At 36.3% G+C, this 23189-nt stretch carries 19 protein-coding genes and 1 tRNA gene; 16 read left to right on the top strand and 4 right to left on the bottom strand.

What is annotated here, in order from left to right:
• Positions 1-76: 76 nt before the first annotated feature.
• From CWC16_RS11170 to CWC16_RS11160, 3 genes are all read right to left on the bottom strand, one after another.
• Positions 77-1228 carry a FecR family protein gene (locus CWC16_RS11170; protein WP_138541606.1) on the bottom strand — a complete coding sequence of 384 codons (1152 nt, stop codon included), beginning with the start codon at positions 1226-1228 and terminating at the stop codon, positions 77-79.
• Positions 1229-1239: 11 nt separating this feature from the next.
• Positions 1240-2568: a hypothetical protein gene (locus CWC16_RS11165; RefSeq protein WP_138541605.1), complete on the bottom strand. Its 1329-nt coding sequence runs from the start codon at positions 2566-2568 to the stop codon at positions 1240-1242.
• A gap of 234 nt (positions 2569-2802) precedes the next feature.
• Positions 2803-2878, bottom strand: a tRNA-His gene (locus tag CWC16_RS11160).
• A gap of 284 nt (positions 2879-3162) precedes the next feature.
• On the opposite strand from CWC16_RS11160, the gene CWC16_RS11155 reads away from it, so the two are divergent.
• The 15 genes from CWC16_RS11155 to CWC16_RS11085 all read left to right on the top strand — a co-directional run bounded on the left by CWC16_RS11155 (position 3163) and on the right by CWC16_RS11085 (position 20493).
• Positions 3163-3981 carry a mechanosensitive ion channel family protein gene (locus tag CWC16_RS11155; RefSeq protein WP_055016622.1) on the top strand — a complete coding sequence of 273 codons (819 nt, stop codon included), beginning with the start codon at positions 3163-3165 and terminating at the stop codon, positions 3979-3981.
• A gap of 27 nt (positions 3982-4008) precedes the next feature.
• Entirely contained in the window at positions 4009-4791 is a 783-nt protein-coding gene (locus CWC16_RS11150) for a DUF481 domain-containing protein (RefSeq protein ID WP_138541604.1), read from the top strand.
• A gap of 122 nt (positions 4792-4913) precedes the next feature.
• Positions 4914-7592 (top strand): SLBB domain-containing protein, encoded by a 2679-nt coding sequence (locus tag CWC16_RS11145; protein ID WP_138541603.1) that lies wholly within the window; start codon positions 4914-4916, stop codon positions 7590-7592.
• Between the two features lie 240 nt (positions 7593-7832).
• On the top strand, positions 7833-8804 hold the full coding sequence (locus CWC16_RS11140) for a Wzz/FepE/Etk N-terminal domain-containing protein (RefSeq protein ID WP_138541602.1): 972 nt from the start codon (positions 7833-7835) through the stop codon (positions 8802-8804).
• 116 nt (positions 8805-8920) lie between these two features.
• Complete coding sequence (locus CWC16_RS11135) at positions 8921-9856, top strand: exopolysaccharide biosynthesis polyprenyl glycosylphosphotransferase (protein ID WP_138541601.1); 936 nt, start codon at positions 8921-8923, stop codon at positions 9854-9856.
• A 24-nt stretch (positions 9857-9880) separates the two neighbouring features.
• Entirely contained in the window at positions 9881-11047 is a 1167-nt protein-coding gene (locus CWC16_RS11130) for an O-antigen ligase family protein (protein WP_138541600.1), read from the top strand.
• Positions 11040-11915 carry a glycosyltransferase gene (locus CWC16_RS11125; RefSeq protein WP_171037648.1) on the top strand — a complete coding sequence of 292 codons (876 nt, stop codon included), beginning with the start codon at positions 11040-11042 and terminating at the stop codon, positions 11913-11915. Before CWC16_RS11130 ends, CWC16_RS11125 begins: the two co-directional genes overlap by 8 nt.
• Before the next feature lie 17 nt (positions 11916-11932).
• Entirely contained in the window at positions 11933-13051 is a 1119-nt protein-coding gene (locus CWC16_RS11120; RefSeq protein ID WP_138541598.1) for a glycosyltransferase family 4 protein, read from the top strand.
• Positions 13029-14072: a glycosyltransferase gene (locus tag CWC16_RS11115; RefSeq protein WP_138541597.1), complete on the top strand. Its 1044-nt coding sequence runs from the start codon at positions 13029-13031 to the stop codon at positions 14070-14072. Before CWC16_RS11120 ends, CWC16_RS11115 begins: the two co-directional genes overlap by 23 nt.
• 103 nt (positions 14073-14175) lie before the next feature.
• Positions 14176-15243, top strand: a complete 1068-nt coding sequence (gene rfbB / locus CWC16_RS11110; protein WP_138541596.1) for a dTDP-glucose 4,6-dehydratase — start codon at positions 14176-14178, stop codon at positions 15241-15243.
• A 13-nt stretch (positions 15244-15256) separates the two neighbouring features.
• The gene (gene rfbA / locus CWC16_RS11105) at positions 15257-16132 is read left to right on the top strand and encodes a glucose-1-phosphate thymidylyltransferase RfbA (protein WP_138541595.1); all 876 of its coding nucleotides are present in this window, start codon (positions 15257-15259) and stop codon (positions 16130-16132) included.
• On the top strand, positions 16132-16824 hold the full coding sequence (locus CWC16_RS11100) for a GNAT family N-acetyltransferase (protein WP_138541594.1): 693 nt from the start codon (positions 16132-16134) through the stop codon (positions 16822-16824). The genes rfbA and CWC16_RS11100 overlap by 1 nt, the downstream gene beginning before the upstream one ends.
• A gap of 2 nt (positions 16825-16826) precedes the next feature.
• On the top strand, positions 16827-17957 hold the full coding sequence (gene rffA / locus CWC16_RS11095) for a dTDP-4-amino-4,6-dideoxygalactose transaminase (RefSeq protein WP_138541593.1): 1131 nt from the start codon (positions 16827-16829) through the stop codon (positions 17955-17957).
• Entirely contained in the window at positions 17947-18990 is a 1044-nt protein-coding gene (locus CWC16_RS11090; protein WP_171037647.1) for a TDP-N-acetylfucosamine:lipid II N-acetylfucosaminyltransferase family protein, read from the top strand. The genes rffA and CWC16_RS11090 overlap by 11 nt, the downstream gene beginning before the upstream one ends.
• 81 nt (positions 18991-19071) lie before the next feature.
• Complete coding sequence (locus tag CWC16_RS11085; RefSeq protein ID WP_138541591.1) at positions 19072-20493, top strand: lipopolysaccharide biosynthesis protein; 1422 nt, start codon at positions 19072-19074, stop codon at positions 20491-20493.
• Positions 20494-20712: 219 nt separating this feature from the next.
• On the opposite strand, the gene CWC16_RS11080 is transcribed toward CWC16_RS11085, so the two are convergent.
• Positions 20713-22083, bottom strand: coding sequence for an MBL fold metallo-hydrolase RNA specificity domain-containing protein (locus tag CWC16_RS11080; RefSeq protein ID WP_138541590.1), 1371 nt, complete (start codon positions 22081-22083; stop codon positions 20713-20715).
• A 503-nt stretch (positions 22084-22586) separates the two neighbouring features.
• Here CWC16_RS11080 and rfaH point away from each other — a divergent pair.
• On the top strand, positions 22587-23069 hold the full coding sequence (rfaH, locus tag CWC16_RS11075) for a transcription/translation regulatory transformer protein RfaH (RefSeq protein WP_138541589.1): 483 nt from the start codon (positions 22587-22589) through the stop codon (positions 23067-23069).
• The last annotated feature ends 120 nt before the right edge of the window (positions 23070-23189 follow it).

Genomic DNA, 23189 nt, shown 5'->3' with positions numbered 1-23189 from the left:
CCAATAAATAGCTTTGTATTCAAATTACTTAAACTGAATACTAGTAAAGAAAATTGTTACCTAAAGTCCAGGTTACCTAAGGTTCTAGTCTAAAATCGCCGCCAGCGTTTACAGCAGGGTTGTTTATTTCACTAAGGCTAAAATCACCTGTGATCGTATCTATGTCATTCAAAAACACAGCATCAATTTGGCCTGTTGCTTTATTGTTATTGTGAGAAGCGAATGTAACGGCTAAATCCAGCTTGGTTAAATCGATTAAGCCGCTGTAAGCTGCGTACCAATTTCCCCCTGCATCATTAAAGCTGATTTCACCATCGGGTACTGTGCCGTTATCAAAATCGACTGACATAGACATAGAAAAGTCACTTACCTCGCCAAGGCTCGACGACACATCAAAACTGGTTGCTTGATAATTAAAAACACCTTGGCGCTGCGCGATTCGATCAATTAAAGTTGCATCATTTACCGCCTGAAATTGCTGCTGAGCATAAACATCAGTTACTGATATATCGGCATCTATAGTTTTTTCTGAAGTATTGTTTTGTACTATTGATTGCTGCTCTGTGGGTTGCTCAGCACTTGTGTCACCACTAATAGTATTTGTGTCATCACTTATGCTCGCTATGGTTTGTGTAAAAACAGCAGGTGCCTGTGTTGTTTTAATAACACGCCCTAATGAAGTGACCTGTGCAAAAGAAAAAGGCTCATTACTACCAAGAGATACAATGCTTTGATCTTCCAGTGTTAAATCTATTGCGCCATCCCAAACAGCTACATACATGTCACCATCTACAAGCTGTAGCTCAAAATGAGTACCTCGAATACCAATTGATCCAACCGGTGTTTTTACGCTATACGCGCCACCATTTTTTTTAATAACACCCGAAATAGAACGCAGCCCGCCTTTTATTAGCTCAATAGAGGCAGAGCCTTGCTGAGTCGTTGTATTAAATTCATAGTTAGCAATATTAAGCTCAGAGTTTTCTTTTAATGCAATTAAGCCGCCATCAGACATTGAAAATTGTGCTTTGCTTTTTTCACCCGTTGTTATTTTATCAACATCATATACCGTATCGCGTCGCTTTAGGGTTCGCTGTTGGGCGGATTCGGCATCTGTAGCCAGTACAGCGCCTCGGGCTAAAATAGTTTTTCCTGCCACTGTGGTGCTTGCTTGAGAAAAAAAACTCACGCAAAGTAAGGTGGATAATACCGGAATTAAATGTTTCATAAGTACCTTAATTAGAATGAGTAACTTGCGCTTAAATTGGTATCAAAGCGATCGTATTCGAACAACGAAATATCACTGGTTTTGTCTTGGTAGTTCAATGCTAATTGCAACGCTAAACTTTTATTAACTGAGTAGCGTAATGAGCTCGAAAGTATCAATAAATTATCACTTCGCTCTTGAAGGAATAGCGGGTGTTTATCCTGATATTCAATCCATTGATACCCTGTTTGCGCAGAGATTTGCCAATGTTGGCTAAGTAATGCGTTTATTTGATAGTAAACCCCACTAATGTGCCTTGCATTGAATTCACCTTCATCAATGTTAGCGCTTTCATTTTTAAAGTTTGCGCTTACACTTTGATACCACTTTTTAGACAGGTAACTTGCACCTACATTAAGAGTATAAAAAGTGTTATCTAACTTATCATCAAATGTATTATTCATAAGGCCAACTGATAATGCGCCAAATACACTTAATTGTTTATTGAATTGGTAACTAGCGCCACTTGTTAGTGATGTTTCAGTTCTGTATAGCTCACCATCTAGTAATAAAGGTGTAATACCGACTTGCAAATACCAAAGGGTGTTATTATTTAACGCCTGTTGGTATCGACCTGATACATTGGTATTAACGCGGTCATATTCAGATAGCTCATTAAATTTGTACCAATCGGTGTTTACACCTAAAGCAAAAGCGCTATGTTGATCTATAGGGTAAAAGTAACGGCCTTTATAATTTAGCTTTATATAATTATCGTCGCTGCTTTTGCTTTTTGGCGATAGTAAAAATTCGCCCAAGTTAGGGATTAAAATTGTATCCTCAGAAGTGCCTGCATTCACGTTACCATCTACACCATATGCAATCTCAATGCTTTGATCATAAGTACGCTCAGTTAAGCGCTGCTTACGCTGCGATGCTTCTAATAAAGAACGAGCCGCTTTTTTCACAGCTTCAGGTGAAGTGGCTGTATTAATTATTAGCGTTGCTTGAGCGTTAGCCGCAGGTAAATTATTGGCTGCAATATAAGATTTTACTAAATATAAACGTGCTTCATACCACTGTGGTTTTGCCTCAATGACTCGCTCAAATGCAAATACTGCAGGGGCCGAAAGATTAGAATTTAGCGCCGAAACCCCAAGCAAGTAGTCAAAATCAGGCTCGCCCAAATATATATAGTGCTTTTGACTAATTTTGTATGCTTCGTCAAATTGCTTTTGCGAAATTAAATATTTAAGTTCACCAAGTAGCTTTACATAGGAAATATTATTTTGAGCTTTTGCATTCAAACTTACAAAAGAAAGGTAACCAAGTAATAAAGTAAAAATAGCGTGTTTGATCATGCTCGTTAGAATATCCCAAGAAGAAGTGGTGGTTTGCTAATACTAAATGCTATTAAACCTTAATAAGGTAGCACTTTCTGTTTATATGTAAAGTATATTGGTGCATTATTGTGCGATTGTAAACAGAAGCTAAGTTAGTATTTGATAAAGTGAAATACTCGGTAAAGCAGGATGGGTAAGTAAGTTTAAACTGAAAAACTAATGAGAGATAAATCAGGAACAAAAGGAGAAAATTGGGGCGATTGACGGGGCTTGAACCCGCGACAACCGGAATCACAATCCGGGGCTCTACCAACTGAGCTACAACCGCCACTACACACCTCGTTTGGTGTGGCGCGCATAATACATAAAATAATAAATGTTGTGAAGCCTAAAACTAAAAAAAATCAAAAAAAATCAATATTTCATAAATTTACTTCGTTATCAGTAAAGGTTCATAAAGAGTATGTACTCTATGCGCGGGCTGAAAGTGGCTTAAAAAAGCACTAAAACAATAACTTGCTAATTATAATTTACTATTTAATGAGAATAAAATGTAAATTAATGTATAATTACGTGCGGGAAATTGCTTAATAAAAACTATTTGGAGTTACTATGGATTCAATACTTACCTGGCTAAACGAAAACTCAGGTTTAATTTTACACTACGGCATTCAAGCTGTTATAGCGTTAGTTATCTTTTTACTTGGTAGCCGCATTGCTAAGTTTTGTGCTGGCTTAACAGAAAAAGCGTTCGATAAAAAGAAAGTAGATAAAGCGGTAGGCTCGTTTGTATCGAGTATAGTTTACGCTATTGTATTTGCTGCGACTATTTTAATGGCGCTTTCGCAAATAGGCATCGAAACTACGTCGTTCATTGCTATTTTAGGTGCTGCTGGTTTAGCTGTTGGTTTAGCGCTTCAAGGTTCGCTGTCTAACTTTGCATCAGGCGTACTTATTATATTGCTTCGTCCATTTAAATCTGGTGAGTTTGTTGAAGCCGGCGGTAAAATGGGCACAGTTAAAAAAATCGAAATATTCTCTACAGAACTACGTACTCCAGATAACAAAGTCATAATCGTACCAAACTCACAAATTATGTCGGGCGCTATTACTAACTTCTCTCGTGAGTCTACCCGCCGTATCGATTTAGTTATTGGTGTAAGTTACGAAGCCGACTTACGAAAAACAAAAGAAGTATTACAGTCAGTACTTGACGCAGAGTCTCGTTTACTTAAAGATCCTGCTTACACTGTTGCAGTTTCTGAACTGGCAGACTCAAGCGTCAACTTTATTGTCCGTCCTTGGGTAAACTCAGGTGATTACTGGCCTACTTACTGGTCATTATTAGAGAACATTAAAATTGCATTAGATGATGCAGATATTGCAATTCCATATCCGCAAATGGATGTACATTTACACAAGCAAGACTAATTCTAAGTACTAAATAGGTTATTTTTAATGAAATTAAAGCTTTTAACACTTTTAGTTGCAGCCTCTGCTGCAACTAACGCATTCGCAGAAGACGCTGAGAAAAAAACGTGGGAAGTAACAAGTGAGCTTGGTGCTATCGTCACGAGCGGTAACACTGAAACTACAACGTTAAAAGGCGGTTTAAAGGTATTACATCACCTAGAAAACTGGAACAACGAGTACAAAATCGACGGCATCTATAAAGAAGATGAAGTTGAAGATGACAACGGTGATAAAGAAAAGCAACGCACCAACGAAAAGTACTCAGCGTCTGCTCAAGGTAATTACAAGTTAAATGAAGAAAACTCTCATTTATTCATTTATGGTTCACACGTTTCAGATTATTTTGGCGCGTATAGAACTGAATCTGTAATTTCTGCAGGTTACGGCTTACGTTTAATCGACCAGCCAGATATGTGGTTAAGTGCTGAGTTTGGTCCGGGTTACAAATTTTTTGAATACTCAGATGACAGCACCCAAGTTGACGACGATGGTAACCTACTTGCGGGTGAAAGCGACAGTGAAGTAATTGCTTTAGGTAAGTTAGACTATAACTGGCAAATTTCAGACAACGCACGTTTTACTCAACTTGTATCGGTTGAGTACGGTGATTCAAACACCAAAACGCGTTCTGAGACGGCGCTGCTAACTAAAATAAATGGCTCGCTACAAATGAAAGTCGCTTTTAATGTTACCAACAACTCAGATGTTGCTGATGACGAAGAAAGTACAGATACAGAGACGTCATTAACGTTAGTATATAGTTTTTAACCAAACAAATGTATTTAATGACAGTTAAGTGACAAAAGGGACGAAAGTCCCTTTTTTATTTGTTTAGATTTAATGTATTATAGCCACCAATTTTGGTTGTAGACCTAGGGATATACCTACTCGTGAAAGTTTTTATACAATTTTTTAGTGCTTTTATTCTACTTTGTAGTTTTAGTACCATGGCTTTTACGCCAACAGCCTCGCAAATCGAGCAATTTAAAAAATTGCCAAAAGCTCAGCAAGAAGCCCTAGCTAAGCAATACGGTGTTGATATTTCTACCATCACCGGTGCTAACCAATTAAATGATGAAAACTCAAACGAGCAGCAGTCAACTATCGGTGAACGCGAAGAAAAAGAACAAGAAGACTTAACCGACGAAGAGCGCTTTAAGCCCAAAACAGAAGAATTAAAACCTTATGGCTACGAGCTTTTTGCTGGTGAACCTACAACGTTTATGCCAAGCGAAAATGCTGCCGTACCGGACACTTATATAGTAGGCCCAGGCGATCAACTAAAAATTAACTTTTATGGAAAAGAAAGTGACAGCTTTGATGTAACAGTTGACCGCGAAGGGCGCATTAGCATTCCCGATTTAAGCCCTGTAGAGGTAGCAGGCTTAACGTTTGCCGAAATAAAAGAACTCATAAAAGTAAAAGTTGAACAAGAAGTGATAGGGGTGAAAGCCTTTGTATCACTTGGTCAACTACGTAGCATGCGTATTCTTGTACTAGGTGAAGCCTACAAACCAGGTAGCTACAGCGTGTCGTCTTTAACAACCGTATCACATGCTTTGTTTGTAAGTGGTGGTGTGTCTGAAATTGCGTCACTGCGTAATATACAAGTAAAGCGCGCTGGTAAAACAGTAGCTAATTTCGACCTTTACGATTTACTAATCAATGGTGATAGCAGTAACGATATAGTATTAAAGCCTGGTGATGTTGTTTTTGTGCCACCTGTAGGGGCACAAGTTACTGTAGATGGCTTAGTTAAACGCCCAGCAATATTTGAACTTAAAAAAGGCGAGACGGCCAATCAATTACTCTCAATGGCAGGGGGTTTAAAAGCAGGTGCGTATGCTAAAAATGTTGTGGTAGAGCGTTTCAACTTTGATCGCAAAGAAGTACTGTCAATAGATTTCACTAAGCCACAAATTAACTACATTCCGCAAGATGGCGACCGCGTACACTTTAACTCTGTAAGCTCACAATATCAAAATTCTATAAGCCTAATTGGTGCTGTAGCGCGCCCAGGTAATTATCAGTGGTATCAAGGTAAGCGTATTTCAGATGTTTTAAAATCAGTACGTGGTGACCTGCTTCCACAAGCAGATTTAAGCTATGGCTTAGTAATTCGCGAAATTAATATAAATGGTGATATAGAAGCGCATCAGTTTGATGTAGCACAAGCCATAATTAAAAACCCAGAAAATAACTTAACGTTAAAAGCAAACGATAAAATTATTGTATTCAGCCGCTTTGAAGAAAAAGAAGCTGAAAAATCGGCACTTGCTAATATGGCTCTAAGCCAAGAGCAGCAAGAACAGCAGCTAAAAGCTGAGCAGTGGCATACATACCAGCAAAAAGAGTTTGAAAAATATATTGGTATAAATCAAGAAGAAGAGGAATTTATTTTTGAAGAAAATAAAGCCCTTACACTCGCTGAAATGTCAAAGCGCAAAGCTAAAGAAGAAGCTGAACTTGAATTAAAACCAGAAGATTATGCTTTATTTAGCCGCCATAATTTACTCGCGCCACTTATTGCTAAATTTAAGCAACAGGCTTCTGTCGAACAGGCTATTCAGCTAGTAGAAATTAGCGGCAATGTTACATTCCCGGGTGTTTACCCGCTAATGGTGGGCGGTGAAGTACGCGATTTGGTCACCGCTGCAGGTGGCTTACTAGAATCTGCTTACGTAAAACAAGCCGAAATTACACGTATTGTAGCGAGCGACGCCTCTAAAATAGAACACTTACGTTTAGACCTAGCAAGCGCGATGCTTGGTGATTCACAAAGTAATATTACACTACAAAGTAAAGACAGTATTAACGTATTCGCTATACCCAATTGGCAAGAAAACGTAAAAGTAGAACTTAAAGGTGAGCTTAGATTCCCTGGTACCTACACAATACGCCGCGGCGAAACACTGACAGAGTTACTTGAACGCGCTGGTGGCTTCTCTGAGTTTGCAGAGCAAAAAGCAGCAATATTTACTCGTGCGTCTATAAAAGAGCAAGAGCAGCAACAACTAGCCCGCTTATCAACTGAGCTACGCCGCGACATAGCCTCAAAAAGCTTCCAAAACTCAGTAAGTAGTAATTCACTTTCGTATGATGAAATGAATAAGCTATTAAATGATTTAGCAAGTGTAGAAGCGGTAGGGCGTTTGGTTATCGACTTACCACTCATAGTTGAAAACAAGCAAAATTTAGTCCTGCAAGACGGCGATGTTTTATATGTACCCAGCAAGCGTGATTCAATCAGCGTAATCGGTGAAGTTAATTACTCAACATCACACCTATATAAAGCCGGTATAAGTGTTGATGAATATATCGATTTAAGCGGCGGTCTTAAAGATCGCGCTGATGAGGATAGTATTTACATAATTAAAGCTAATGGCTCTGTAAAAATTCCCAATACAGGTGGCTGGTTTGCAGCTAATAATGCAGAGCAGTTAGAGCCTGGCGATACAATAGTAATACCAATGGATGCAAGCCATATGGATAAGCTAACATTGTGGAGTACTGCAACACAGATTATGTATCAATTAGGTGTAGCGGTAGCTGCTATAAGCGGTATCTAATATTTATAGAGGCGTCAGGAAGAGAATGGCTTTATTTGTAAAACGTTCTCTTCCTAGCGCTTCGGTATAGTACTAAGTTCAAAATAAACCTTTAGACGGGATATCAGGTGTTACTTGTTATGAGGAGCGGCTAATACTCATGACCCTAAAAAATAACCTGATATGATAATTCATGTTGTACAAATTTTTGTAGCTGATAGCTGATAGCTGATAGCTGATAGCTTAATTAATGGGATTTCGATGGAAAATAACCTAAACAATACAAAAACAGTAAATGAGCCTAGAGTTGCCCACGAAGTTGCAGATGACGAAATAAGCCTTCGAGAAATACTCAGTGCTATTTGGCAAGGTAAATGGGTTATTATTACAATAACAATCATATTCTCAGTAGCATTTACTTTGTACGCAATAAAGCAGCCAAATATATATAAGTCAGAGGTACTTTTGGCACCTGCAGAAGAAGATCAGAAAGGTGGGTTAGGAGCCTTGGCTGGGCAATTTGGAGGTTTAGCGAGCTTAGCTGGCGTTAGCTTAAATAGTGGCGGTATTGATAAAACCCAAATGGCTATACAGGTGCTAAAGTCACGAAAATTTACTAATAACTTTATCCAAAAGTATAATATTTTACCAGATCTTATGGCTGCTGAAGGGTGGAATCAGGAAAATAATGGGGTCGTTTATAACCAAGAACTTTACTTAAGTAATGAGAATAAATGGGTCCGTAAAGTTACTCCGCCATTAAAAGCAGAGCCTTCAATGCAGGAAGCTTATAAAGAGTTTAGTAAGGTTCTAAATGTTAATGTAAATAAAGAAAACGGCATGGTAGTAATATCTATTGAGCACGTGTCACCTTTTGTAGCACAGCGCTGGGTTAATTGGATAATACAGGATATTAATCAAACCATGAAAGAGCGTGACGTACTAGAAGCTAATAAAAGTACTGACTTTTTAATTAAACAAATACAAGAAACTAAGATTGCTGATATTCGCTCGGTATTGTACAAGTTAGTTGAAGAACAAACTAAAACTATTATGTTCGCTAGCGTACGTGATGAGTATGTTTTCAAAACAATTGATCCAGCAATAGTTCCGGAAAAAAAATTCAAACCTAACAGGGCCGTTATTTGTATTTTAGGTTTTATATTGGGTCTGCTTATTAGTAGTGTTTATGTATTGATAAGATATTTTATAAAACAGGATAGTCGAGCTTAAGCTGTATACATTAGGCTTAGCTGAACTAAAGGAATTAGTTATTTTAAAGGCTACCGTTAAGTCTTTAAGTTAACTTCCGAGAATTTATTAGCATATTAGATTAATTGGAATTTTAATTGTTTACTAAAAGTTTTAAATCAAAAAGAGAAGCATTAAAGCAAAATAAAATATATGTATTTTGTCCGGCTGAATGTGTTTCTAATATTGAAGAAATTATTAATACTCATTCATTTGAGCTTGTAATTAATGACTTCTCAATAGTCGATTTTACTGAAAAAGTTATATGTCATTATAGAAGTGCTCAGTTAACAGATAAGCAACGCGACTTTCTAGTTAAGGCAACTGAAAGTGGTGCATGGGTAGAACCTTTAGTTAGTTACCTTGATGCTAGGTTAAGATATACAGAAGTTCGTTTGTTGCACAGTAGTTACTTCCTACACCAAAAAGCATTTTCAATTTTATCGAATAAAAGAACTCAAATAACAAAGAGAGTCTTAGATATAGTAAGTTCTATATTTTTACTTGTTGTTACTTTACCACTCTCTTTAATCGCAGCATTGCTGATTAAACTAGAAAGCCCTGGGCCTATTTTATATAAACAAAAAAGAACAGGTCAGTACAATAAAGAGTTTAAAGTTTATAAATTTAGATCTATGAGGAGCGATGCAGAAAAAAATGGTGCTCAATGGGCCAGCAAAAATGATGCAAGGATAACGAAGGTAGGTAACTTTATACGTAAAACACGTATAGATGAAATCCCTCAATTAATAAATGTTCTTCAGGGGAGTATGTCAATAGTTGGTCCAAGACCTGAGCGAGAAATTTTTATTAAAGACCTTGAAAAAGAAATTCCATATTACCGTTTCCGTCATGCAGTAAAGCCTGGAGTTACTGGCTTAGCGCAGGTTAGTTACCCATATGGCGCATCGGTAGAAGACGCTATCTGGAAGCATAAATACGACATTCACTATATAAAACACCATTCTACAATATTAGATTTAAAAATTCTTATGCTTACAATTAAAACTGTAATTTTTGGTATGGGCCGGTAGCAGAGTAAAAGGTTAAATCAATAAATGCAGCTTCATGAAGCCGTTAAAAAAAATAAATTTGGCTTAAATAGATCACTAAGCGCAATATTTATAAGTATTTTAATTTTCTCGATTTATAACCGAACATTTTCGCTTGGTTTTGATATTCGGTTTTTAGTTTTCCCGTTTTTTATTTCGAGCTTGATACTTGCGGTGTTAGTAAAAGTAAAATTAGGTGATTGGATAGTACCTACTCGCGCTATTTTATTAACATCATTGCTTGCATTAATAGTGATTCAAGATCAAATCGCTTGGCAATTATCTGCTCTTGATAAGAATACCACCGTATATAAAAATGTAATTATTTTGTATGTATATAATTTTTTAATAGCTATTTATTTTTTGCTAAATAAAAAATATTTAAATGATAAAATATTAATAAATTCAGTGCTTTTATCTAGCTTTTTTTTGTCTCTTTCTTGCTTATACCAAGTTATAACTGGCAATTTACCGTTTGTATCGATAGGGTCTTCCGGTGAAGCATTTGAGGATAAACTATCTTTACTAGGTGTAAGGCCATCAGGTTATGCACATGATCCAAACTATACTTCACTACTAATGGTTTTTAGCATTTATATTATTGTTAATATAAAAAAAACTATTATTAACAGAGCTCTACTACTTGTATGTTTGCTCACACTTTTTGCCTCAGGCTCAAAGACTGTTTTATTAATCAGTGCCTTCCTATTAGTTAGGTTAATGTTTATTAAATTAAAAATTAAAGTAATTTTTAACATAGGTTTCATTGCTTTCATTTTTTTCGGCGCTGTAATTGCTTTTTCTCTTTTTGAACAATTGTCAACATTTTCTCAGCGATTAGTTATGTGGCGATTAGCTCTAGATGGGTTTTACGAAAGACCGGTATTAGGGTATGGGATAACAGGGGTAAGGAGCTTACTCGAGTTAAGTATGCGTTACGTACAACCTCATAATGGATGGTTAGCTATATTAGTAGACCATGGGGTAGTGCTATTTACGGTTATTATTTCTGGTTTTACATATATGTTATTTAATACAAAAAAAAGAGCTAATAGATACCTAATAATAATATTTTGTTTTCTCTCAATTTCTAATGAAATGTGGGTGTACCCATACTGGATACTTTTTTTAGTAGTTCCATTTGTATATAACTTAGGTGAAAAACGTGTCTAATCAAGAACAATTAGTAAGTGTATATATTCCTTCCCACTATCGTCCTAGTGACCTTAATAGATCACTTAATTCGGTTCTTACTCAAACGCATACTAATATTGAAGTGATAGTTGCCTTAGATGGAAAGTGTGAAGACTCTATTTCTCTTTTACAAGACATTGCAAATAAAGATTATAGGTTGAAATTCTTAGTTAATGAGCAACCTAAAGGGGCATGTAATGCAAGGAATCGTGCTATTGATATGGCCTCAGGGGACTTTATAACTGGGCTAGACGATGATGACATAATGGAACCCGATTGCATTCAAAGTTATCTGGCGGCTTGGAATGATAGATATGCATTACTTTGTGCTGATTATTCTATCTTTGGGGTCCACTCAAACAGGTTTGATTTAAACAAAACTGAGTATACCCACTTTGATCTCGTTGAAAAAAATTACGTTGGAAACCAAGTGTTTACAAAACTAGATACTTTAAAAAATAATACTTTTGATGAAAAAATGGTTGCATGGCAGGACTATGACTGTTGGTTTCGCGTTGTTTTGGCTCAAAATAAGCCTTTTTTAAAACTGGGAAAGAAACTATATAAAGTAAATGTAGATCCAAGTAGAGAAAGAATTACAACGGGCACTAAAACTGCAACAGGTGCTATACAGTTTTTAAGTAAACATGCTGAGTATCTTAAAGACAAAGTAACATTCTGGTTGCTCAATGATCTTGTGAATAGAGGGCAAAAAATCCCCCTTTGGTTAGTGGTTGCTCTTTTGTCTAGTTCACAATCGAAAAGAGCTGTTTATTTTTTTCTTAAACATTCCTTTTTAGGAAGTTTAGTCTTTTCATTAAAAAACTTTTTTGCAAAGTTTAACTAATTCATTTTAAGGAATGTATGAAAGTTCTTTATTTATTAAATTCAAATGGAGTTGGTGGTGCTGAAGCATCAATCCGTAGAATGGTCGACCGAAAGTTTGTTCAAGGTAAGGTCGCCCTTTTGTGGAACCATAATAATGTTCAAAAGAATTTTTGGAATGGTAGGGAAGTGACTCAAATAACAGATGCTAATTCTCCACTTGTTGGTGCGTTAAAGTCTATATTTGCGATACCAAAATACTTAAAAGGTCAAAATTTTGATGCGATCCAAAGTCAGTTAAAAGGTGCAGATTTAATTTTTTCTTTTTTAATTCTTATTGGCCTTATAAAAAAAGATTTTATTTACGTTGTAAGTTTAAGAAATTCATATGACTTTTATTATGGGAATGGTTTTTTAAACCGACTTATTGGTAGAGTACATAAATTTTTTATTAATAAAGCCGCTGATGTGATTGTTGGTGTTTCGAAGCAAGATATTGATAGGTTTACACAGGCGTTTGGAAGCAAGTTTAAAGTTATTGAAAACTCAGTAGATATTTCTAACTTTAAAGTAAAAGAAAAATCTCTATTAACTAAAAATATAAAAGTAGTTTTAGTAGGGAACGTTAAATACAGAAAAGGTTATGATCGTTTAAGTTCTCTCATCCAATACCTTAATAAATCATACCCTGATTATCAGTTCACCTTCTCAATTGCAGGCGGTATAGAAAGTGAACAATTCAAGGGCGAAGTCTCAAGTTTAGCCGGTGATAATACTGTCATCGAATTTTTAGGCAAAGTTGAAAATATAAATGAGCTACTAGTATCGTCAGATGTCTTTTTATCGTTATCTAGAGAAGAAGGGTTGCCAATTTCTGTGCTAGAAGGAATGGCTGCTAAACTACCTATTTTATTATCAAATATTCCAGCGCATAGTTTGATTCTTGATCCTACAGTATCTAAATATATTTTATTTAATAATGATAAAGAGATGCAAAAAACATTTAGTAACTTAATTGAATCTCAAGCTTTAAGAGAGGAAATTATTCAAGCGCAATATAAGAAGTTATTAAAAGATTTTAGTTTAGATCGAATGTGTTCAGAATATTTACAAAGTTACAAAACAGGCCGCATTGATGAAACTACTGCTTCTAACTAATTCCAGCTCTGGCGGAGGTGCCGAAAAAGTTTTTAATAGTCTCGTTGATGGTTTCACTAAGCATAGCAGTTGTGAAACCAAGTGCTTGTATTTAAAAGAAAGTTCAGCAGACAAGTTTTGGAAGGTTTCAGGTTTTTTCAAGTTTATTTATCTTGTATTAAAATTTAAACCTGATGTTGTTCAATCTCATTTGTTGTATCCAAATATTATTAATTCTTTTTTATCTATTTTTATGGGGTATAAATCTCAGCTAGTTTGTCACAGTAGCTTTGAAAGGTTTCAGCATAGTAGAAATGCGTACATCATTCGCTTAGCCTATAAAAAAGCGAATAGTATTGTGTGTATATCTGAAGAAATGCAGAGACAAGCAAGGGTATTTTTATATAGAGATGACATTGAAAAAATATACAATCCACATGATTTAAAGGATTATCAAGACCTGTCTTCTAAAGATGTTAGCCCAGTCCCATTTCAAAATTTTTTGATTTCAGTAGGGCGCCTAGTTGAATCAAAAAGAATAAAAGATATATTTATGGCTTTACAAGCCTGCAATAAAAAAAAGAATTTAGTAATAGTTGGAGATGGCGACACTCGTGAAGATTTAATAGCATTAGCTAAAAAATTAGACATAGAAGATAGAGTGTTTTTTGTTGGGCATTCAAGTAATCCGTATCCGTATATTATAAATTCAGAAGCCATGCTATTAGCATCAGAAACTGAAGGTTTTCCTAATTGTTTAGTCGAGTCTTTAGCATTAGGTGTTCCTATTATTACTACTAATTGTAAAACAGGCCCTGCAGAACTTCTAAGAGTCAGTTACGAAGATGATGTATTACGCAGGCCTTACCCAAACTGTAGTATCTACCCTGTGGGTGATATAGATAGCTTGGTAAATGCTATAGATTCGCTTGATGATATGTGTGGAAATACAGAGCAATTAAAAAGCTTAGTCAGCCACTTAGATTTAGAAGATGTTATAGAGCTTTATTATTTATCCTTGCAGCGCTTACTAAATTGCTAGCAAGTCTTAATTAGTTAATTTAATGAATACAAATGAAAACTTTAAGTTAGGTATTATTAGATAGTTAATATGCCTAGCTTTATCAAATATATTAGGGTGTGTAGTGAAAATACTTATAACTGGCGGTGCGGGCTTTATTGGCTCTGCTGTAATTCGGCACATTATAGAAAACACTAATGATTCAGTCATTAATCTCGATAAGTTAACTTATGCTGGTAATTTAGAATCATTAAATTCGGTTGCTAATGATGAACGCTACGTATTTGAACGAGTTGATATATGTAATCGTACTGAACTCGATCGGGTTTTCAAAACACATAAGCCAGATGCAGTAATGCATTTGGCTGCTGAGAGCCACGTTGATCGTTCAATTACAGGGCCGGCCGAATTTATACAAACTAATATTGTAGGCACTTATAATCTATTAGAAGCGGTTCGCGAATACTGGAATACATTAACCGGCAATGATAAAAAATCGTTTAGGTTTCATCATATCTCAACTGATGAAGTCTACGGCGACCTTCAACATCCAGACGAACAAGAAGGTGAACTCCCATTATTCACTGAGGAAACTTCTTACGCACCAAGTAGTCCTTATTCTGCAAGTAAAGCATCGAGTGATCATTTAGTACGAGCTTGGTTGCGAACATATGGATTACCTACTATCGTAACAAATTGCTCGAATAATTATGGTCCTTACCATTTTCCTGAGAAATTAATTCCTCTAGTGATACTTAATGCCCTAGAAGGTAAAGATTTGCCTATTTATGGTAAAGGCGACCAAATACGTGATTGGTTATACGTAGAAGACCATGCTCGTGCTTTATATAAAGTAGTAACAGAGGGTACTGTTGGGGAAACCTACAATATAGGTGGCCATAATGAAAAACAAAATATCGAAGTTGTACAAACTATTTGTAGTATTTTAGATACTCTAGTTCCCAAAGCGACTAAATATGCTGACCAAATTACCTATGTAACAGACCGCCCTGGGCATGATAGACGCTACGCTATAGACTCGTCAAAAATGAGTAAAGAGCTTAATTGGGAGCCTGTAGAAACATTTGAAACAGGGCTCCGTAGAACAATTGAATGGTATTTGTCTAATCAACAGTGGTGCAAAAACGTTCAGGATGGCTCTTATCAGCGTGAACGGCTTGGCAAATTATAAAAGGAGCAATTTAATGAAAGGAATAATTTTAGCCGGTGGCTCAGGCACGCGTTTATACCCAATTACAATGGGTGTATCAAAGCAGCTGTTACCAATTTACGATAAGCCAATGATCTATTATCCGTTATCAGTTTTAATGTTAGCGGGGATACGTGAAATATTAATTATTACGACCCCTGAGGATAGTGATTCATTCAAGCGTTTACTCGGTGATGGTTCTCAATTTGGTATTGAGCTTAGTTATGAAATTCAACCTAGCCCCGATGGATTAGCACAAGCATTTATTCTAGGTGAAGGTTTTATTGGAAACGATGACGTGTGTTTAGTTCTTGGGGATAACATTTTTTATGGTCAAGGGTTTAGTCCTAAGCTAAAGCACGCTGTTGAGAATGCTAAAACGGGCCAAGGTGCAACAGTTTTTGGTTACCAGGTAAAAGATCCAGAGCGCTTTGGGGTTGTTGAGTTCGATGAAAATCAAAAAGCAGTTTCTATTGAAGAAAAACCGGCTAATCCTAAATCTGATTTAGCTGTAACAGGATTGTATTTTTATGATAACTCTGTAGTTAAATTAGCAAAACAAGTTGAGCCTTCTCATCGAGGAGAGTTAGAAATTACTTGTCTTAATGATATGTACCTAAAGAATAATAAGCTAAATGTTGAAATACTGGGCCGTGGTTTTGCGTGGTTAGATACTGGTACTCATGAAAGTTTATTAGAAGCAGCACAGTTTGTTGAAACAATAGAAAAACGTCAAGGTTACAAAATAGCGTGTTTAGAAGAGATTGGTTTCAATAATGGTTGGCTAACAAAGCATAAAATGCAGGAGTTGGCTGCTCCAATGCTGAAAAATAGCTATGGTAAGTATTTAATGGATTTAATATCAAAGTAATGAACAACTATTTTTCTCAAAGAGAATGGGACAGTCAGTTTTTCGAGCGTAAAATATTTGCGTTAAAATTACTTACCCCAGAAATAAAAAGTAATGACTGGCCTATAAACTCACTTATAACTACAAAAGTTAGTTCAACAGATTACTTAAGCTTAAATATTATTAATGAACATTGCTTTAGTTTTGTTGAAGGCGAATTAGTCTTTAAAAAAAATATCAAGGAAACCTCAAAAGCTTTTACAAGCTTTGAGGCTCATATAGCTAATCACGACTCTATTGAAGAGCTGAAATATATAGTTAGTAACCTGTATATTAAGAGCCGTTTTCGAGAGCCTTGGTTTTCGGCGCAAGAGCGAGACAGCTTTTACCAAAAATGGGTTGAAAATGCCGTCCTATCAAAGTTTGATGATTGTTGCCTAATAATCAAAAATGATGATGCCATATCTGGTTTTGTCACAGTCAGGATCCAAGAGGAAGAGGCAACAATAGGGCTGATTGGTGTTGCTTTACCCTATCAAGGTCAGGGCTTAGGCAAAAAGTTACTCGCGCTTGTTGAAAGCTATTGCATTGCTAAAAAGGCTAATGTGATCAAGGTTTCAACACAAACAAGTAATATTTCGGCTGCAAATTTATATAGCAAAAATGGTTTTGCTATAGCTGATATTTCGTATTGGTTCTACAAACAGGTTTAAAGATGATTCCTTTCAATGTGCCTCCTAAAACAGGCAGTGAGTTAAAATACATAGAGCAAGCTATTAACTCTGATAAGTTATGTGGTGATGGGCACTTTTCAAAAAAATGTGAAGCATGGATAGAAAGTAACTTTAATACCACAAAGGCACTGCTAACGCCGTCGTGTACTGCAGCTCTTGAGCTTGCAGCTATCCTAATAGATATAAAAGCGGGTGACGAAGTCATCATGCCTTCATATACTTTTGTATCGACCGCTAATGCATTTGCATTACGAGGCGCGAAAATAGTTTTCATTGATGTACGTCCAGATACCATGAATATGGATGAGTCATTAATTGAAGCCGCCATAACCCCAAACACACGCGCTATAGTACCGGTTCATTATGCTGGGGTAGCGTGTGAAATGGATACAATATTAACAATCGCAAAAAAATATAAACTTTGGGTAATAGAAGATGCAGCTCAAGGCGTAATGTCTACATATAAAAATAAGGCATTAGGTGCTATTGGGCACATAGGTTGTTTTAGTTTTCATGAAACTAAAAACTACTCTTCAGGTGGTGAAGGTGGAGCAATTTTAATTAATACACCAGAGTTAGTTGAAAGAGCAGAAATTATTCGCGAGAAAGGAACAAATCGTAGTCAGTTTTTGCACGGCTTAGTAGATAAATATACTTGGCAAGATATAGGTTCGAGCTTTTTACCAAGTGAGTTGCAGGCGGCATACTTATTCGCACAACTTGAAAATGCAGAGGCTATAAATAATTATCGACTATCAATTTGGGATTATTATTTTAGCGAACTTAGCCAAGTTATAAACTCAGATAAACTGCCTTATATTCCTAATAACATAAAGCATAACGCGCATATGTTTTATATAAAATTAGACTCTAATGAAGAACGAACTGATTTTATAAATTACATGAAAAAGGAATGTATTACAACGCCATTCCACTATGTGCCGCTACACTCAAGTCCTGCTGGATTAGTTTTAGGGGAGTTTTTGGGTAATGATATTTACACTACTCATGAGAGTTCAAAGTTAGTTCGCTTGCCAATGTATTTCGCTATGCCCCACATTGATCAAGAACATGTTGTTAATGCGGTTAAAGGGTTCTTTAGTGACGACTAAAAAAATATTACATGTATCAGAGTGTGATAAATTTATTCCTCCATACATAAGATTTATAAATAAAAATTTTAATAGCGATGAACATGAGTTTTTAATTAAAAATGGCATGGCTAATGATGAGCTTGAATATACTAAGAATATCTGTTTGTCGGGGAGCTCATCTGTATCAAAGGTAAAGCACCATATTCAGTTAATAATAAAAATGCACCGAGCTGATAAAATTATATTACATAGTTTAATGGATATAAAAATGGTTCAAATACTGAGTGTTATGCCTTGGTTGCTTAAAAAGTGTTATTGGATGATATGGGGAGCAGACTTATATGCCTATCAATTAAAGCGTGTCACTCTCAAAGAAAAAATAAATGAGTTTTTAAGATACAGGGTAATAAGTCGGCTCGGGCATTTAGTTACATATTTAGAAGGAGATGTAGCCCTTGCAAAAGACTGGTATGGATCCAAAGGAACTTACCATGAGTGCTTAATGTACACGAGTAACCTATACAAACAATATAAACTTCCCAAAGTTGATAAGGTGAGGGTAAATATTCAAGTAGGCAACTCAGCCGACCCGAGTAATAATCATATAGAGGCGTTGGAAAAGTTATTACCATTTAAACACCAAGATATATGTATCTATGTACCTTTGTCGTATGGACGTCAAGAATATGCGCAGCAAGTAATAAAGCAAGGTAAAGAATGGTTTGGTGAAAAGTTTCAACCTCTTACCGATTTTATGCCATATGATGATTATTTGTTATTTCTAAGCTCAATTGATATTGCCTTTTTTAATCATAAACGCCAGCAAGCCATGGGCAATACAATAACTTTATTAGGTCTTGGCAAAACGGTTTACTTGCGAAGTGAAACCACGCAATGGCATTTTTTTGCAGAGAAAGGTGTTCATGTTGGCGATATAGAAAAGCTCAGTAATTTAGATTGCTACAAATCATATAAAAATATTGAAATAATAAAAAATTACTTCTCTTTAGAGAACTATAAAAATCAACTTACCCAATTATTTGATAAGTAACTATTTCAAAATCTTTAATAGTCATTGTTTTTTAAATAATACTCTATTGGGGTTTACTCACATGATGGAACGTAAAAAAATATGACCCCCAAAAAAATCCTGTCTTTTGCATTGGGCCCAGTGGGCGGTGCTCTCTTAGGTTTTGTTAGTTTGCCAATTATCACTTGGTTTTTTTCTCAGGAAGATATTGGCCGTATAGCTATGCTTAATGTAGTGATTGGTTTTTGCACACTGCTTTTTAGTTTAGGGCTTGACCAAGCGTATGTACGTGAATTTCACGAAGTTAGTAATAAGCCAGGCCTATTAAAAGCATCATTTTTTCCTGGCTTAACCTTATTAATTTTTAGCTTATGTGTACTACTTAGCTTCGATAATGCAATTTCGTTGTGGTTATTTGAGGTTGATAGTCGATTACTTAGCTTGTTAGTAGCTTTAGCTGTTTTATGTGCTTTTATGTCTAGGTTTTTATCTTTAATTTTGCGAATGAATGAACAAGGCTTTGCCTACTCAATGAGTCAGCTACTTCCCAAGCTACTTTTAATCATTATTATCTTAGGTTATGTTTTATTTTCGATTAATAAAAATATTACCAACCTCGTAATAGCCAATGTTGCAGCTGTATTACTCGTTTTTTTTATATACGCGTGGAATACAAGAAAGGAGTGGATTGCAGGAATTAAGGAAAAGCTAGACCCTAGCCAATTAAAAGGCCTGTTAAGCTTTGGTATGCCGCTAATTTTTGGCAGTTTAGCGTTTTGGGGGCTAACCGCATCAGATAAAATATTATTAAAAGAGCTCTCAAATTACGAACAATTGGGGCTTTACTCTGTAGCTGTTAGTTTTGCCGCCGCTGCAACCATTATTCAAAGTGTTTTCTCAACTGTTTGGGTTCCCGTTGTGTATAAATGGGCTGCAGCTAACGAAAACCTTGATAAAATATTCAAAGTAAACCGATATGTATTATTGGTAGTAATTATTTTATTTTGTTTGGCTGGGATACTTTCAGCTGTAGTGACGTTTATACTTCCTGATAGTTACAAGGCCGTTCAGTGGATTTTAGTTCCGTGTTTAGGGTACCCATTACTTTATACCCTATCTGAAACAAGCGTTGTAGGTTTGGGTATTACTCGGCGTACGGGGTTTTCAATGCTTGCATCTGTAATTGCTTTTGGAGTTAACCTGTTAGGAAACGTATGGCTAATTCCTAAGCATGGTGCAATAGGTGCAGCTATAAGTACGTGCTTTTCTTTTTGGGTATTTTTTATATTAAGAACTGAGTTTTCTATCTATTTTTGGAAAGCAATCCCTAGGTTAGGCATGTATATTTATACAACCCTACTGGTGCAAGGCTCTGTTATACATGCATTGTATGCTAACAGTTTACAAAACTATTTTACGCTATATTGGTGTCTGATATTAGTGAGTTTATTTTTCTTTTTTAAAAATGAAATTTTTGAAAGTAAAAGCTTTATTAAAAATAAAATATACGAAATGAAGTCTTAGCAAGCTTTTTTTGTTACAACAGTTAGGTTAACTATAAACAAATGCGCAAACGTTTTTTACCGTTAGCCTAATATCAACTATTCCACAACGCCATTATCAAAAGTATTTAATTACATTTAATGCCTTTTTCTAAGCCGAAGTCGCCCAAATCAAGTGTTTAATTCTCCACTATTTATAGTAATAGCTTATTATCGCTAAATGCCCTTTAAATTAAGATTTTTACTTACCTATCTCAATTATCACCTCGCTGCCCAATACCTCTTTATACTTACTTGCTAATGCGCGCTTTGCCTCATTATCGCCGTGCACAATTTTTATATGGCTTGGCTTTTTACGCATACCGGTTACAAATTTAACTAATCCGTTTTGATCGGCATGGGCGCTGTAGCCGCTAATGGTATGCACCTGTGCGTTAATTGTAATGCGCGTATCGTTTATAAAAACATAGCCATTGCGGGTGCCATATTTTTGTATATCGCGGCCCAAAGTGCCACAGCCTTGGTAGCCAACAAACAATACGTCGGTTGTTTTGTCATCTAAAAAGCGTTCTAGGTAATTTACTATTCGCCCACCACTGCACATACCGCTGGCAGCTAAAATAATGGCGGGTGTTTGGCGCGACGCTAAATAATTAATAATGGCGATATGCTCACTATGGGTATCAACCGTGGTTAGGTTTTCAAAATTCAGCGGATGGCGGCCTTTGGCTACTTTACGTTTAGCCTCTGCATCCCATAAATGTTTAAATTTAATATATTGCTCGGTAAAATTGGCAGCCATGGGAGAGTCTAAAATCACATGCATACTTCGCCAAGGCGATCCGTTAGGTGATTGATGTATTAGCTGTTCTAGCTCGTAAAGTAGCTCTTGTGTGCGGCCAATACTAAATGCCGGCACTAACACCACACCGTTATCTGCGACTGCGCGTTCAATTACATTTTTTAGTGTTTGGGTGCGCTCTTTACGGCCTTGGTGGTTTTTATCGCCGTAGGTTGACTCTATAACTAATGTATCGGCCTTATAAGGCGGTTTTGGAGCAGGTAATAGAGGCGTGTAGGGGGCGCCTAAATCGCCCGAAAATACGACCCTATGTTTACCTTTATTATTATTGCTAATGTCTATTTCAACATAGGCTGAGCCTAATATATGCCCAGCACGCTGAAATCGCGCCTTAGCTATTTGCTCGTTGGTGCAAGGTAGCATAAACCAAGTATTAAAATTAACGGTAAAAATGCGCTTGTTTAACAAACTTAAGCACGCATTTATAATTTTAGTATCGCGGGTAACGCCCACCTTTAACGCATCTTCAATCACCAGTGGCAGCAAACAAGCCGAGGCAGGCGTAGTAAAAATAGGGCCTTTAAAACCTGCTGCAAGCAAATACGGAATACGCCCCACGTGGTCAATATGGCAATGCGTAACAATAAGCGCAGTAATGTGCGTAACATTAAACTCTATTGATAAATCATCTTTTGCGTCTTCCCCCTGAAAAAGCCCGCAGTCTATTAGTATGCTGGTTTGGCTATTAATAACGAGCTCGTGGCACGAGCCTGTTACACCATTTACCGCTCCGTGGTGAAGTATTTGCATAGGTATCCGTATTTAGTTTTTTAAGAGTAAAGTTAAAAGTAGGGCTAAACAGTAATTTAAGCAAAACTTAGGTGTATTGTTATTGCAGGCGCATTGCTTGCGGGCTCACTTAGGCTTTATGTCTCGTTGAAACAATAAATCCAAACGCGAGGTAAGCTCGCTGCTACTTATATGTTTTCTCATTTACTCCTCTTTTGCTTCTCCTTGTGTAATAGCGTTTTAAGCGGTTAATTTATAAATAGGGTAGCGTTGTAGGCGCTTTGCTTGCTGGCGCACTTAAGCTTTATGCCGCGTTTAGACAATAAGTTTAACCGCGTATTTTAAGTTTGGTTTAGATTATATAAACAGCAACATTAACAACAAATATAATGGCTGCTGTTAACAAAGTAAGTGCGTATTTACCTTAAACGGCTATTTACTTAAGAAACTTAAATTGTTTATAATTAATTGCTGTTAAAAATAATGTTGTGTTTGTTGCAATTGTGTATGTAGTAAGGATTGCTATGAAAAGTTGGTATTTAGTTACATGTAAACCTCGCCAAGAAGAGCGAGCAGCCACCAACTTACTAAATCAAGGCATTGAAGTTTTTTATCCAAAATTAACCACTGAAAAACTCATCAAAGGCAGGCGAACTGTTAAACAGTCTGCTCTATTTCCAAACTACTTATTTATTTGCTTAGAGTCTCAAAATGGTAACTTTTCTGCTGTAAAAAATACGCGCGGCATAAATGGCTTTGTATCTTATGGCACCCGTTACCAAATAGTACCAGAAGCTCTAATAGAGCAGCTTAAATACGAACGCACAAGCTCTGCCGAATCAACAATACCAAAAGCAGGCGACACAGTAAGCGTACATAACAATACATTTAATAACGTTGCAGCAATATACAAAGAGCCCGACGGCGACATGCGTAGCATTTTACTAATTAACTTACTTAACCAAAAAATCGAAGTAAGTGTCGATAATAAAGATATTACGCAATGAAGATTAAAGGTTAAAGGGAAAAGGTTTAACCGAAGTTACGCCTTTACACCTAAAAATTGATTAAATATCAGTACGTAGGAACTGCAACCTAGGGGCGGAAGCGTGCCCGAAGGGCTAGAC

This window comes from Pseudoalteromonas sp. S3776 (genome assembly GCF_005886915.1).
In the GTDB taxonomy this organism is placed as follows: Bacteria; Pseudomonadota; Gammaproteobacteria; order Enterobacterales; family Alteromonadaceae; genus Pseudoalteromonas.
This window is presented reverse-complemented; position numbering and strand designations above follow the sequence as displayed.